Origin of the sequence: Paenibacillus sp. Cedars (genome assembly GCF_003184205.1) — a bacterium.
Taxonomy (GTDB): Bacteria; Bacillota; Bacilli; order Paenibacillales; family Paenibacillaceae; genus Paenibacillus_AQ; species Paenibacillus_AQ glucanolyticus.
In genome coordinates this window covers 5341651-5356769 of sequence record NZ_CP020866.1, presented here as the reverse complement: position 1 = coordinate 5356769, position 15119 = coordinate 5341651, and the positions used below count along the sequence as shown (strand labels likewise).

The window sequence follows — 15119 nt, the reverse complement described above, 5'->3', positions numbered from 1 at the left end:
TTCGCATAATCCCAGGAATTCCAGCATGGCTGCAATTCCTGAAAATTCAATGAAAATTTTCAGTTGACCTACGGACAATTGTCCGTTAGAATTTAAAAAGCATAATCGGACAATTGTCCGCAGACATCATTTTAAGGAGGATAAGGTCTTGGATATGGGAGTGGGGCCAAGTACGGCCAAGATTGATTTAAGCAAGTTAAAGAGAGGGCCGATTGTAGCCGCACTGATTATTGGCGCGTTCGTTTCCATCTTGAATGAGACGCTGCTCAACATCGCTTTCCCAAGCTTGATGGAGCAGTTTAGTATTGGGGAGTCCACGGTTCAGTGGCTGTCCACTTCGTATATGCTGGTTGTCGGTATTCTGGTGCCGGTAACCGCGCTGCTTCAAATGTGGTTTACCACCAGGCAGATGTTTATCGGTGCTATGACGCTGTTCTTAATCGGTACCGTGATCAGCGGTATTTCGCCGACCTTTGGCGTGCTGCTGTCCGGACGGATTTTGCAGGCAATAGGAACGGGTCTGCTGATCCCGATTCTGATGAATACGATCCTCAGCATTTATCCGCCTGAGAATCGCGGCGGAGCGATGGGAATGATCGGTTTGGTCATGATGACGGCTCCGGCGATCGGACCTTCGCTGTCCGGTTTGATTGTGGATGCTCTTAGCTGGCGCTGGTTGTTTTTCCTCATCATTCCGCTGGCGGCATTTTCGATTGTTTTTGCATTTATATATCTAAAAAACGTTACAGAGCTCACCAAGCCGAAGGTGGATTTTATCTCCATTATTCTGTCATCCGTCGGATTCGGGGGAATTGTGTACGGCTTCAGCAGTGCCGGTGAGGGCGGCTGGTCTGATCCGAAGGTCACATGGTTCATTGCCGCCGGTGCGGTCAGCTTGCTGCTATTTGTATGGCGTCAGCTGAAGATGGACCAGCCGATGCTGGATATGCGCACGTTTAAGTTTCCGATGTTCTCGCTCGTCACGGTGCTGATGCTGGTGCTGATGATGAGTATGTTCTCCACCATGATCATGCTGCCGTTGTTCCTGCAGAATGCACTTGGTTTGACCGCACTGGCGGCAGGACTTGTCATGATGCCGGGGGGTATCGTCAACGGTCTGATGGCCCCGATATCAGGCAAGCTGTTTGACAAATTCGGTCCGAGAGTTCTCATTATTCCTGGACTGGTGCTGTTGTCCCTCTCGATTTTCCTGTTCTCGAGAGTGGATTCTTCCTGGACCGGTGGTTATGTTATCTTCCTTCATGTTATGATGATGGTTGGCATATCTATGGTCATGATGCCGGCCCAGACAACAGCACTAAACCAGCTGCCGCGCTTGCTGTACCCGCATGGAACAGCGATTATGAGCACACTGCAGCAGGTTGCCGGAGCTATTGGTATGGCGCTCTTTATCAGTATCATGTCATCAGGAGCTAAAAATTATGTCGAGACGACCGGGGATATGAATCCGGTGGAAAGTATGATTGCAGGCCTTCAAAGCGCCTTTATAATCGGATTTGTTCTTGCAATAGTGGCCTTGGTGCTGGGCTTCTTCGTCAAACGAACAACTTCACCCGTAGAAGAAGAACAGTCTGCCGCATAAGATTCCCGTTTGTTCAAAGAGAAAGGGATATATGAATGGCAAAAGAGAATGACGAATTAGGTCAGAGAATTTTGGATACGGCTCAGGCCTTGTTTGACCAATACGGCGTCGAGGACGTGTCGATGCATCAGGTGGCTAAAACCGCCGGAATCGGTCAAGGCACCTTGTACCGCCGCTATCCAAGCAAGAGTAAAATTTGCTTTACGCTCATGGAGGCGAAGATTGACCGGTTCATGGAGGAATTGGACCTTTACCTGCGCAATAGCGCGGATGTGCCCGCTGCGGCCCGTTTGAGGACCGTCATGACGAAGGTTATTCTTCACTTCAATGAGGATCTGGAATGGCTGCGGGTGATGCTGAGTTCCGATCGGCTGGAAGACACCAAGAACATTTTGTGTGAGCATCCACCTTTCATGTATTTGCGACTGCAGATCAAGGGCCTTCTGGACCAAGCGGCGGAGCAAGGAACGCTGATGCCGGTTGATTCACAATTTACATCCGTCATGCTTGCCTCGCTGCCTCGGGCGGACATTATTCTGTATCTCCGGGATATGGGATATAGTGCGGAGCAGATTGCGGAGGAATATTGCAGAAGTTTTGTTGACCCGTTGTTTGTATGTCGATCAACGAAATAGACCGGCATGCAAGAGGCCGTTTCGGAAGACTGTATAGTCTTCCGGACGGCTTTTTTGTATGTTCTCGGTAGGGTTTCTTTTTCGTTTCAATGCAACATTTGGCAAAAAACGCCCGTCAGTATAGTTGTACATGATAATGAAAGACACCTAGAAAGGATGATCAACATGAACAAACAATGGAAGAAGCAAGCGGTGACACTGATGGTTGCAGCCATGGCGGTTTCCGGTAGTGCAGCGGTTTATGCGGCACCCCAGGCTGGAGGAAGCCAAGGACAGAAGCCGGTTGTGATATCGGCTGCCATGGATTATGGAGTGCTGGTCAACGGCAAGGATGTGACGGGCGCTGGATTTATGAATACAGACGCGAAGCTGGTCATGATTCCGCTGCGGAGCGTGTCCGAGGCACTCGGATTTGAGCTGGACTGGAATCAGGAGGATCGCTCTGCAGAGCTGACGAAACCGGGCTCACCGATCTGGACCCTCGTGCAAACAGGCAAGGATCAGTACGCGGTAAACAAAATGTACAAGTCCCTCGGCGCTGCGCCGGTGAATGTGAAGGGCACGCTCTATGTTCCGGCTAACTTCTTCAGCGAGGTACTCCGGGCTAGCGTCGCGGTCGATGGTATGAGGGTGAGTATCACTTCCGGGGAAGATGATGTGAAGAAGGAAACCACCAGCGGCAAAATCACGGAAGTCATTCATAATGAAAATCGCAAGGCCGTTCATATTAACGGCACGGGAACGGAAGGCATCATTCTGAATGTGGACGAGAGCACCATCATCCGCGACGCGGAAGGCAAGAAGATCGAGCTCAAGGATCTTGCGAAAGGGATGGAGATTGAAGCCGTTCACAGCATGGCGATGACCATGAGCCTGCCGCCGCAGACCTACGCATATGAAATCAGTGTGAAGTCGGACAAGGAAGAGAAGGAACAACTCGCTACCGCTGGTGCGATTACTGATATCAATGCAGAGGGCGGCAACCTGCGTGTAACGATCAAGGGTCAAGGATTGACGGAGCAATCACCAAGTGAAGTGATCCTAAGTCTGACGCCTGAAACGATTATCGAGCATAAAGATGGCAAAGCTATGAAAGCTAGTGATTTGACTGCCGATGCGGAGATCATTGGTTATTACAGCCCTGTGATGACCAAGAGCCTGCCGCCGATTGGCCATGCGATCAAAATCGTTCTTCAATAAGAGGGAATACAAGAAGAAGCCTGGCGGCTGCGCCGGGCTTTTTTCTCGTTAATGATACAGCGGGGGAACCGGAATTTCCTTATCATAGACGGTGATGTTTAAAGACATCTGTTCATCAAGAGAAGCGAAGAACACCTGATCAAGCAGGATCTCCCGCTCGCTGAGCTGGTTCTCCAGCCATTTTCCTGTAAGGTTTAGCTTTTGGAGGGTTATGGTTTGAACTCGCCCTTCCTTAATAATGGCGTAGGACAGGCCGGAATCCTGCCGCTTTAATTTTAAGTCCTCTAGCGTAACGGTCATCTTCCCCATTTTCTTCAGAACGGATAAGGTCCCATTCGGCTCCAGCACGGCCATATCCACAGTGTTGATATCAAAAATCTGATCCTCACGCAGCATCTGCAAAATATTATCGATGGGATAACGGGCTTTTTTCAGATTCTTATGAAGGAATTGCCCATCCTTAATCACGATAATGGGTTCGAATGTCATCCATTTCCCGATGAGGCGGCTCTTAATGAGCAGGACGGAGCCGATCTTTTGCAGGACACCGATGGCAACGATGGCGAAGATCGTAGGAATATGCTCGATATGGGGGTCTGCAATATCTGCCCCGATTACGGAACCGAGGGACAGAATGATGATGTAATCAAAGACGGGCAGCTCGGCAACGGATCGACGGCCCATAAACAGGGTAACGGCTAAGAGCAGCGGATAGATGGTATAAATTCTGCCGAGCACTACCAGAAGATCTTTGATGAGTTCCATGGCACAGATCCTTTCCGAGTGGTTTTACGGCCTTACACAGAAGGGTTGGCTATTGCCAAGAAAAATATGTATTATCAGCCAAATTTACGGCAGGGGGAGACGCTGCCCTGCACGGTTCGACAAGATCTCATGGCCTCCCTTGCATGAGCAGGTATAATCGTTCTTTGCGCCGAATACTGTACAACAAATCGTCCTTAACGGATGGAGGGAAACGGATGAAGCGCAGTTGGAGGAATTCACCGTATTCATATTCGCTCGGCATGTTTGCCATGATGGTTCCGAGTCAGGCGTTCAGCTCCTTTTATATCTTTTTTTACGTGGACACACTGGGACTTGGCATTGGGCTGGCCTCCCTCGCGCGGACGGTATTTCTGATCTGGGATGCTGTCAACAATCCGCTCATGGGATATTGGTCGGATCGTACGAAGACCAGGCTTGGGCGGCGCAGGCCGTGGGTATTCGGTGCGATTCCACTGTTCATGCTGACCTTCGTGCTCGTATTCTCGCCACCGGAAGGATTGTCTCAGAACGGACTGTTTATGTGGTTTTTGGTTGCGCTTATTCTGTATGAAGCTGTAGCCACCGTGTTATGGGTTAATTATGGAGCATTGTTTCCCGAGCTGTTCCGCGGGGACCGGATACGGGCAAAGGCTTCAGCTATACAGCAGGGCTACCAAGTAGTGGCTTTGCTGATAGGCACTGCGCTTACTCCGATCATCTATGATGCCCTGGGTTTTTCCAATATGGCAATTCTGTATGCGCTGTTGTTTGGTGTATTCATGCTCCTCTGTATAATGAGCGTTCGGGAGCAGGAGGTGTACAGCACAAACGAGCCGCTTAAGCTGGTTCAGGCGTTTCGTGAAACCTTGCGCAACAAAAAGTTCTGGGTATTTAACATCTCCAATTCGTTCGCCCAGACGGTGAATGGTCTGATAAGCTCAACGATCCCCTTCTATGCCAAATATGTGCTGCAGATTCCGGTTGACCAAGTATCGATTCTGCTGGCGGCTGTGTTTGTATCGGTCATCCCGCTGGTGTTCGTCTGGTATTGGATGATCCGCAGGATGGATGGTGTGAAGGCTTGGCGACTCTCGCTCGGGGTGTACGGTATATCCGTTATTCCACTCTGGTTCGGATACGATTTGCTCAGCGGCATTTTGGCCGGCATCGGCGTGGGCTTCGGTCTGGCAGGATTTCTGGTAACACCGGCTATGGTTAGCGGGAACATCATCGATGAGGATGCGGAGCGGACGGGTCTAAGGCGAGAGGGAATCTATACGGCTGTCAGCGGGTTCATTACGCGTTCCAGCGGATTGATTTCCGCACTGGCGTTCTTTGTGGTCGGCATGATTTTCGGATATGAGAGCGGTGACAACCCGGGAAGCGATCCGGAATCAACCTTCAGGTACTTGATCAGTGTCGTTCCGTTGTGCTTGCTGATCATCTCCTTCCTGTTATCCTTCCTGACCAGAATCGAATTCTCAAAAACCATAGGAGGCGAACATGACCATGGAGCGAAGGCTGATCATCAATTGTGACGATTTCGGGCAGAGCCAAGCTATGAACCAGGCGATTCAGCATCTGCTGGAGGAGAACAAGGCTTCCTCGGCCACCATCATGACGGTGGCCCCCGGGTTTGAAGAGGCTGCTTCCTGGACGGCTCGTCGGCGCCAGCCCAATGTCGGACTGCACCTGACCATGACAAGCGAATTCGAGACGCTGCGATGGAGCAGCTTGACCGGTCATCCATCCCTGCATGACCAGAGCGGTCATCAATACGCGACGGTTCAGGAGTTTGAACAGAAGGCGGAGACAGGGGCCGTGCTGAAAGAGCTGGACGCGCAGTATGAGCGGGCGAGCAAGGCTGGCATTCCTGTGAGCCATGTTGATAATCACATGGGCAGTCTGTATGGGATGGAGACGGGGCGCAGTCTTATTCCGCAGATGCTGTGGAAGACTTCGCGCTGGCGGCTTCCTGCACGGTTATTCCGTTACATTCATCCGGAGGATCCCCTGCTTAGCTCTTTATCGAATATCGAGCGTCCGGTCGCGCTTGCCTCCAGTCTTGCCGATATGCTGGGGGTGCCGATTCCGGATTATTTGCTCTCGCATCCGTTCCCTGTTGTCGAAGGGGAGACCTATGACAGCTTCAAGCAATCGCTGATCGATAAGCTGTACAGACTGCCTGAAGGGGTTAGCGAAACCTATGTCCACCCGGGAGCCGAGGATGCATGGATGCTGGCGAATATTCCGAATTGGGAGAAGCGGGTGTGGGAGTATCGGCTTCTGTTCGATGACGATTTTGCATACGGACTGCGGGATGCGAAGGTGATCTTAACGGATTACCGCTATGTGGAGGAGAACTTAAAGCGTCCGCGTATACGTTCAGCCGTAAAACTCATGAAGGCCATGGCGCAAAAATAAACAGAGCCTGCACGAACAACCCTTGCCGCGGCACCGGCAAGGGTTGTTTTGTTAAGTATATCGGGCGTTTGCCGCCTGTGTGTTGTAAGTTCCGATTGTACTTAACCGTTGTATGTTATTTCGCTTCAGCTTCCAGCTTGGTGATCTGTTCCTTGTACTGGTTCAGCAGTTTTGTCAGCGCTTCTTGAATGGCGGCGGAATCCTTGGAATCCGCAGCTTTGAAGAGGTCTACTCTTGCATGAATGAAAGCCAGATCCTCATCGCTGATCTTCACTGCCTTTGTACCTTCTACACCGGCTGGTACAAAGCTAGATGGAGCCTCGCCGCCCCCTGCTTTTACAGCTTCCGTTCTTTGAATGGTCACACCTTCAGGAGGCATCCCAACGTCATTGACCCCGGTTGCTGTGAATTCCTTGATCTCACCGCTGTCAATTAACTCCTGGATATCCTTGGCCGGTGTAGCCTTGAACGAAATTGTAGCTTCCACGGGGTCCTTTACTTCACCCGGCTTCGAGTCATCGTTAACCCGAACCGTGGCGGCGGCTGTTGTCGCCGCGAACTGAAATGTTCCCTCAGCACCAGCAAGCTTGCCGTATTTCTCAAGGGTTTCTTTCCAATCCTGAACCGTTTCCGGGGCGTATTTCTCTGCCAATTCCAGCGGGTTCGGCAGGGTATGGACGGCTGCAATCTCAATAGTCTCAGCAGGCGCGCTTTTCCCTGTTTGACTTGAAACGTCGCCTGGTGTATCAGCACCTGAGGCATGGACTGGAAGAGCTGCTGTTCCACCAAGCAGGGCTGCGGATAGTGCGAGTTTGCCAAATAATCTGTGTTTCATGGTTTAACACTCCTTATCGGGTTGGTTTGTCTTACAGTACCCAGTGTACGGGTCAGCATTGGCAGAACATTGGTGTATTTGTGGAAAAATAATGGCATTCCCCATTCGCCGCACGACGCTTGGTATACTGAGAGGAGATGAATTCGGAGGTACTATATATGAATCAAAATTATCTCATCGCCGTGATCGACGATGATCAGCATATACGAAATTTGGTGGAGGCTTATTTGCGCAAGGAGGGTTACCGGACCGTTGGGCTTGGAACAGCAGAGGAAGGCTGGGAGATGTGGAGAACGAACCCGCCAGATATGTGGGTGCTGGATATTATGCTGCCCGGCATGGACGGTTTCGAATTGTGCAGGCGGATACGCGCGGAAGCTGAGGTCCCCATCATTATGATCTCGGCCAAGGATAGTGAAGTCGATAAAATACTGGGGCTTGAGCTGGGCAGCGATGACTATATGGTCAAGCCGTTCAGCCCCCGTGAGCTGATCGCCCGAATCAAACGGCAGCTCAACCGATGGTATAAATTCAATCATGTAGAGGGTAATGCCAGGATTGCGGCAGCGTCCCCGGAGCTTAGCAACGGCCGTCTGCAGTTGATGCTGGAAGAGAGACGCGTGTTCTGGAACGGGGGAGAAGTGGAGATGACCAACAAAGAATTCGAGATGCTGAAAGTATTTGTAGAGCATCCCAATCGTGCGTTTACAAGAGATGAGCTGCTGACCTCCGTGTGGGGCGACGACTATTTCGGAAGCGACCGGGCGGTGGATCATCTCATTAAACGTCTTCGCAAGAAGGTGGAGCAGCTGCCGATTGAGGCGATATGGGGACATGGATACCGAATGAGAGCGGATGGGGAGGAATCATCGATATGAAGCTGGTGCATCAGATCAATCTTGCTTTTGCGTTATCGTTAATACTTGTGCTTTCCGTTACAGCCGTTGTCATTCATTACGTGCTGCTGGATCACTTTATCGGAACGCAGCGCAAGGACATGCAGTCCATTGGCGCCGAGCTCTCGGCCAAGCTGGAGACGGCTGCCGCCCAGAGTCTTCCGATCGATAGTACGCCGATAGCCGTTACAGGTTATACGGCTGGCCGGATGGCGAATGTGGAAGTTATTATTCAGGATACTCAAGGAAATGTAGTGATTCCACGGGAAACGGTCACAGCCTATCCGTATGACGCTGCACCGATAAGACCGGTGGAATTCTCGACGGTATCCTTTCAAGCCGCTATGAACAACGATGCGTATCTCACGGAGGTCACGACGGTGCCTCAGGGAACATTAACGCTGCTTACCCCCGTCAGCAAGATCAAGGCGATTGAGCAGGCGCTGCTTGGCCGTTTAATGCTGGTCTTTGGCGTAGGGGCTGTGATGATGTTTATCTTAAGCTTATTCATTACCAAACGGCTGATTAAGCCGCTCATGCTGCTTCGGGAAGAATTGAAGAAGGTGAAGCAGCGCCAGTTCTCCGAAGTAGAGCGTGTTACGGCAAGCGGAGAGATCGGCGTTGTTGCAGACTCTCTGTACGAAATGGCAGGTGAGCTCGAGCGGTACAACCATGTCCAGAAGCAATTTTTCCAGAACGCTTCGCACGAGTTGAAGTCGCCCCTTATGTCCATCTCCGGATATGCGGAAGGAATTCGGGACGGGGTGTTTGAAGGGGAGGACATCCGCAAAGGGCTGGAGATCATTATGAGCGAGAGCGGCCGGATGAGAAATATCGTGACCGAGATGACACTTCTGGCTAAGCTGGACAGCGAGGATGACATATTCAAGGCTACAGCCGTCAACCTGAGGGAGCTTGTGGAGGAAACCATTGAGAGAATCAATCCGGTCTTGGTGAAAAAAGGGCTGTTTGTGCATCCTTCTTATGGGGAGAACGAATCGTTAATTGTGTGCGCTGACCGTGACAAGCTGCTGCAAGCGCTGCTTAACATTGTTTCGAATGGGGCCAGACATGCAAGCAAACATATTTACATTCAAGCCGGCATCCAAAAAGGCCAGGTGGTGCTTACCGTTTCCGATGACGGAGAGGGCATATCCGATGAGCTGCTTCCATTCCTGTTCCACCGGTTTGTTAAAGGGAAGAACGGCGAATCCGGCCTGGGGCTGGCAATTGCCCGTGCCATCGTGGAGCGCTGCGGTGGGCTGATTACGGCAGGCAATCGTAAAGAAGGAGGGGCGGTGATCTCGCTTGGTTTTCCCCCGTATCGAACGGCCTCCCTTGTGTAGTCTGTGTGGCTTCGTATGGATGTCCATCAACCGAATAAGAGGTATGATGGGTAAGAGAGGCGATTTCCGGGTATTTCTACTTAGAGAAAGCCTCTTTTTTTGCGCACTTACACATATTATTCAATGTTCTCTAACAAAACGCGTAAGCTATAGAGGATTTCCAGTGGGAAGGCAGAATTCTGTATATATCCGGGCAAGCTGGATGATAACAGGTGACAAGCACGATACAAAATAATCAAAAGGCGATGGTGATGTTGTCCATGGATATGCAGTTTCGGGTTGAAAAGGATTTTCTGGGGGAAAAACAGCTTCCTGTGGAAGCCTATTACGGCATTAATACTGTCAGGGCGGTAGAGAACTTTCCGATCAGCGGGGTACCGATTCACGCCGAGCTTATCTCTGCTCTCGGAGAAGTAAAAAAAGCAGCGGCCCTGGCCAACATGGAGCTTGGCTTGCTTCCCAAAAAGATAGGAAGCGCCATTATCGAGGCGTCAGATGAGATTATTGCGGGCAATCTTCGCTCCGAATTCATTGTCGATTCCATTCAGGGCGGGGCGGGCACTTCGATCAATATGAATATGAATGAGGTGTTGGCGAACCGCGCATTGGAAATCTTGGGGAAACAGAAGGCTGAGTATTTCTACTGCAATCCTAATAATCATGTCAATATGTCACAGTCTACGAATGATGCGATTCCGACAGCCATTCGCATTGCGTCCTACCGCTTGACTCAGGATTTGCTGGGGGTGTTCCGCACACTGGTTGCCGGGATTCAGGACAAGGCCAAGGAATTTGACGATGTCATCAAGATGGGGCGCACGCATCTGCAGGATGCGGTACCGATCCGCCTTGGACAAGAATTCGGGGCTTATGCCAATGTGCTGACACGTGACATCAACCGGATCGACCGGGCGGCACAAGGCTTGTTAGTTGTGAATATGGGTGCCACGGCTGTGGGAACGGGGCTGAATGCTACGCCGGACTATATGCACAGCGTCGTTCAGCATTTGATTGAGCAGACGGGCTTCTCCCTGAAGCAAGCCGAGGATCTGGTGGATGCTACCCAGAACACGGATGCGTACATGGAATTGTCGGCTGCGCTTAAAGTATGTGCCGTTAATTTCTCGAAAATGTGCAACGATATCCGGTTAATGGCTTCCGGGCCGAGAGCGGGCTTGAACGAGCTGAACGTGCCTCCAAGACAGCCGGGCTCGTCGATTATGCCGGGCAAGGTCAATCCGGTTATGGCCGAGGTCATGAACCAGGTTTCGTTCCAGGTGATCGGCAACGACCACACGATCAGTCTGGCATGCGAGGCCGGACAATTCGAGCTGAACGTTATGGTTCCGGTCGCGGCCAACAACTTGATGCATTCCCTCAAAATCCTGAAGAACGGGATGGATGTATTCTACAAGAACCTGATAGTCGACCTTCAAGCGAACAAGGAACGCTGCAAGTACTTCGTGGATAACAGCTACGGCATTATTACGGCATTGAATCCGCATCTGGGCTACGATGTGGCATCCAGGCTGGTGAAGGAAGCGCAGAAGACGGGCCAAGGCATCAAGGAGATTATTCTGGAGCAGGGGCTTTTGACAGAGGATCAGATCCGGGTCATCTTGGACCCGTATCATATGACTTCCCCTGGCATTGCCGGTGAAGAGTTCCTCTTGAACCAATAAGGATCATGTGACCTATACAATAACAAGGAGCCGATCAAGATTCATATCTTGGTCGGCTCCTTATATTTTCGTGGTTGAAGACAGACATACGGGACTGCCTGTTCAGCAAGTCCTGATAGTGCTAAGATGAAGGCTTGGCATGGGTGTGATTTTCTTGGGTTTACTGCCGGGCTCCATTTGCCGATAAAAGTGATAGAATAGACGGAAATGACATTAAAGTGGCAGTATGATAAAAAGGGGTATGTGATTTTGGACAAACCATTTGGTGAAATAACCGATCAGGAGATCATTCGGCAGGCAAAACAGCAGTGTATAGACAAGGGGATGAACCCGGAGCTTGTTCCAACACATACTCATCGGTTGAATGATGAAGCATTGGCCGTCAGGCGTGCAAAATATAGTGAATACATCGAAGTGATACAAGCATTCGTAAATAAGTTTCTTTCTTCCGGATCCGGGAACCCCGTCTTGATTACGATTACGGATAATGAAGGATTCATTCTTGATTTTGCTGGGGACCCGACCATCATTGAAACGGCCCGGTATTTGGGTATCGTCGAGGGCAGCGGCTATTGCGCGGAAGATGGCCCAAGCTCGATCGATCTGTGCCTTAACTACAAACGGCCGTTTACGTTAATTGGAGAGGATCATTTTCATCAGATTCTTCACGGCATGGCCTGTTATTCGGCACCCTTTCATGGCGAGAGCGGCAAGGAGATTATAGGGACCATCTCTTTGATGACAAACAAGGAATTTGTTCACCCGCATCTTCATGCCTTGCTATGCACCATGGCCGATTCCCTGGAGCGGGAGATGGTTACCCGCAAACAGAATACACAGCTGCAGACCTTGAACCAGGTGCTCCTCGGCACGAACCATTACGGTGTCATTATTACGGATGCCCAAGGTCAGATTCTGGAGATGAACGAACACTGTCTGAGTCTGTTGTGCCCAGATCGGAGTGACCGGGACCGGTCGAACTATGTGAGCCGCTCGGTGTTCGGAATCAAGCCGATTGGCGAGTATTATGAGCGGGTGATACAGAGGCAGGAAGTCTGCATCGGAGAGGAGCTCTCACTCGAAATATCCGGGAATGTGAACCACTATATCCTCGACGTCCAGCCGGCGTATGACCGGAAGGGGCAGATCATGCGGGTGGTGGGTTCCCTTCGGGATATTACGGAGATGAAGCGAACCGAGGAAGTGCTGCGCAACACGGAAAAGCTGGTGTTTGCCGGTCAGGTTGCCGTAAGTATTGCCCATGAAGTGCGCAATCCGCTTACAACCGTGAAGGGAATGCTGCAGTTGGCCAATAAGGATGCCCGGCTCCGCCATTATGACTTGATCATGTCCGAGCTGGAGCGCGCTAATCTGATGGTCGGGGAGTTCATGATTCTGGGCAAACCTCAGGCTGCGGTATTGAAGCAGGAGGATTGCGGCGAAATCCTGGAAGAGGTGCTCCATCTGTTTGCGATTCAGGCGGAACTCAGCGGGATTGAGATGACCCAATGTTTTGTGCAGAATGCAGTGATTCTGTGTGACCGGAACCAGATTAAGCAGGTCTTTCTTAATATTCTGAAAAATGCGATGGAAGCCCTGCCTTATGGCGGCAATATTCATATTCGCCTGGATGTGCAGGAGGGTTATCAGCGCGTGATCTTTACAGATAACGGCTCCGGCATGACGGAGGAAGTGCTTCAGCGGATCGGGGAGCCGTTTCATACAACCAAGCCGGACGGCAACGGTCTTGGCATTATGATTGTCCATCGGATCATGGAGAGCCATCATGGCCGAATTGTCATTCGGAGCGAGGAAGAGCGGGGTACCTCGGTCGAAATAGGTCTGCCCCTCCCGTAATATGTCGATACTTAGATAGGTATATCTTATCTGGAAATTGTGCTAAATTATTAGAGGGTTTTTTATAACCTTACTACGTGTGTAACATCAGAAGGAGGATTTATCTCTTGGATTGGCAAGACATCCTATTTAAGTTTGTAGGCGGCTTGGGTATTTTTCTATTCGGCATCAAATATATGTCGGACGGGCTGCAGAAGTCGGCAGGAGACAAGATGCGCGGGTTGCTGGAGAAATATACATCCAACCCGGTGCTGGGCGTGCTGGTTGGGGTCGGGGTTACGATTCTTATCCAATCCTCATCGGGAACAACCGTTATGGCCATCGGGTTGGTTAATGCAGGATTGATGACGCTTAAGCAGGCAATCGGCGTGATCATGGGAGCCAATATCGGAACAACCATGACTGCTTTTATCGTCGGAATCAAGATTGAAGAATATGCTTTGCCTATTATTGCAGTAGGTGCGTTCTTTTTATTTTTCTTTAACAAGAAGAAATTTCAATATATTGGCCAAGTCGTTTTTGGTTTCGGGACCCTTTTCCTGGGGTTGTCGACCATGGGCAGCGGCGTGAAGCCGCTTAGCGAGCTTCCTGCGTTTACGGACTTTATGATCCAGCTGCAGGACCAGCCTTTATTGGCTCTTATTGTAGGTACTGTATTCACGATGATTGTCCAAAGCTCCAGCGCCACCATCGGTATATTACAAACGATTGCTGATGAAGGCATGATCAGTCTGAAGGGATCGCTGCCGATCCTGTTTGGCGATAATATCGGCACAACGATCACAGCGGTGCTGGCTTCCATCGGGGCCACGGTTGCAGCGAAGCGCACAGCGCTGGTACACGTTATTTTTAACGTCATTGGAGCCATTATCTTTATGATTCTGCTGGTGCCCGTGCACTCCCTGGTCCTGTGGCTTGGCGAAGGCGTCAATATCCGGATGCAGATTGCATACGCACACGGAATCTTTAATACAACCAATGCCTTGATCTTCCTGCCATTAATTCCGGCTCTGGCATGGCTGGTAACCAAGGTTATTCCGGGCAAAATGCAGGAGATTGAATTCAAGGCGATTTATCTGGATGAACGCTTGCTGGCGACGCCGGCGGTTGCGTTCGGACAAGCCCAGCATGAGATTTTACGCATGGGGCAGTATGCCCGTGAGACGCTTAATGATGCGTCAACCTTCTTTTTCAGCAGGGAATCCCGAGTGGGGGAGCTTGCCTTGCAGAAGGAAGAGCTCATTAACGAACTGAATCGGAAAATTACCGATTATATGGTGAAAATCCAGCAGCAGAACGGCCTGCCCGAGGGTGAATCGGAGAAAGCCTCCGGCTGGTTCCAGCTTGTGAATGATATTGAGCGGATTGGCGATCATGCGGAAAACATCGTAGAGCTGTCTGAATTCAGCATTAATAAAAAGGTTGAATTCTCGGAAGAAGCCGGGCGTGAATTGAAAGAGATGCTCACCCTTGCCGACAAGGCGGTGGAACGGGCGCTTGCCGCACTGGAGCATAATGATGTGACTGCGGCGCAGGAGGTACTGGATTATGAGCGGGAACTGGACGAGATGGAGGTCAAATTCCGCAAGAGTCACATTCAGCGTCTGAACCAGAATCTGTGCACAGGCAACTCCGGAGCGGTATATCTGGATATTCTGAGCAACCTGGAGCGTGTCGGGGACCACAGCAAGAACATTGCTCAATTCGTCATGCACGAAGAACAAACTTAATATAGGTTGATTCCATAAAAGCAGCGCTGATCATGTCGGTCCACTTGAAACTTGGGGGACAAGCATGGCAGCGCTGTTTGTTGTTTCCTTATCGTGTACGCCTGACTGAATCACCAGATTGGTGCAGGGGTGAGTTTACGAATGGG

Annotated in this window: 12 protein-coding genes; 10 read left to right on the top strand and 2 right to left on the bottom strand. The window is 50.8% G+C overall.

Annotated features, from left to right (window positions below; translation table 11 throughout):
* Positions 1 to 154: 154 nt before the first annotated feature.
* From B9D94_RS26125 to B9D94_RS26115, 3 genes are all read left to right on the top strand, one after another.
* The gene (locus B9D94_RS26125; protein ID WP_228029905.1) at positions 155 to 1603 is read left to right on the top strand and encodes an MDR family MFS transporter; all 1449 of its coding nucleotides are present in this window, start codon (positions 155 to 157) and stop codon (positions 1601 to 1603) included.
* Between the two features lie 35 nt (positions 1604 to 1638).
* Entirely contained in the window at positions 1639 to 2238 is a 600-nt protein-coding gene (locus B9D94_RS26120) for a TetR/AcrR family transcriptional regulator (RefSeq protein WP_006207860.1), read from the top strand.
* 165 nt (positions 2239 to 2403) lie between these two features.
* A complete protein-coding gene (locus tag B9D94_RS26115) occupies positions 2404 to 3438 on the top strand; it encodes a copper amine oxidase N-terminal domain-containing protein (RefSeq protein ID WP_148248354.1) in 1035 nt (344 codons plus the stop codon).
* Between the two features lie 48 nt (positions 3439 to 3486).
* Here B9D94_RS26115 and B9D94_RS26110 read toward each other — a convergent pair whose 3' ends face one another.
* Positions 3487 to 4203, bottom strand: a complete 717-nt coding sequence (locus B9D94_RS26110) for a DUF421 domain-containing protein (RefSeq protein WP_006207862.1) — start codon at positions 4201 to 4203, stop codon at positions 3487 to 3489.
* Positions 4204 to 4418: 215 nt separating this feature from the next.
* On the opposite strand from B9D94_RS26110, the gene B9D94_RS26105 reads away from it, so the two are divergent.
* Together B9D94_RS26105 and B9D94_RS26100 are read left to right on the top strand one after the other, a co-directional pair.
* Positions 4419 to 5741: an MFS transporter gene (locus B9D94_RS26105; protein WP_148248353.1), complete on the top strand. Its 1323-nt coding sequence runs from the start codon at positions 4419 to 4421 to the stop codon at positions 5739 to 5741.
* Entirely contained in the window at positions 5707 to 6627 is a 921-nt protein-coding gene (locus B9D94_RS26100; RefSeq protein WP_148248352.1) for a polysaccharide deacetylase family protein, read from the top strand. The genes B9D94_RS26105 and B9D94_RS26100 overlap by 35 nt, the downstream gene beginning before the upstream one ends.
* Positions 6628 to 6742: 115 nt before the next feature.
* On the opposite strand, the gene B9D94_RS26095 is transcribed toward B9D94_RS26100, so the two are convergent.
* Positions 6743 to 7462 carry a hypothetical protein gene (locus tag B9D94_RS26095; protein WP_006207865.1) on the bottom strand — a complete coding sequence of 240 codons (720 nt, stop codon included), beginning with the start codon at positions 7460 to 7462 and terminating at the stop codon, positions 6743 to 6745.
* Positions 7463 to 7620: 158 nt separating this feature from the next.
* Here B9D94_RS26095 and B9D94_RS26090 point away from each other — a divergent pair, with 158 nt between their 5' ends.
* From B9D94_RS26090 to B9D94_RS26070, 5 genes are all read left to right on the top strand, one after another.
* Positions 7621 to 8340, top strand: coding sequence for a response regulator transcription factor (locus B9D94_RS26090; RefSeq protein ID WP_036643968.1), 720 nt, complete (start codon positions 7621 to 7623; stop codon positions 8338 to 8340).
* Positions 8337 to 9704: a sensor histidine kinase gene (locus B9D94_RS26085; RefSeq protein WP_063478440.1), complete on the top strand. Its 1368-nt coding sequence runs from the start codon at positions 8337 to 8339 to the stop codon at positions 9702 to 9704. The genes B9D94_RS26090 and B9D94_RS26085 overlap by 4 nt, the downstream gene beginning before the upstream one ends.
* A 251-nt stretch (positions 9705 to 9955) precedes the next feature.
* Positions 9956 to 11386 carry an aspartate ammonia-lyase gene (locus tag B9D94_RS26080; protein ID WP_148248867.1) on the top strand — a complete coding sequence of 477 codons (1431 nt, stop codon included), beginning with the start codon at positions 9956 to 9958 and terminating at the stop codon, positions 11384 to 11386.
* A gap of 243 nt (positions 11387 to 11629) precedes the next feature.
* Complete coding sequence (locus B9D94_RS26075) at positions 11630 to 13243, top strand: ATP-binding protein (RefSeq protein ID WP_100086467.1); 1614 nt, start codon at positions 11630 to 11632, stop codon at positions 13241 to 13243.
* A gap of 107 nt (positions 13244 to 13350) precedes the next feature.
* Complete coding sequence (locus B9D94_RS26070) at positions 13351 to 14973, top strand: Na/Pi cotransporter family protein (RefSeq protein WP_006207868.1); 1623 nt, start codon at positions 13351 to 13353, stop codon at positions 14971 to 14973.
* The last annotated feature ends 146 nt before the right edge of the window (positions 14974 to 15119 follow it).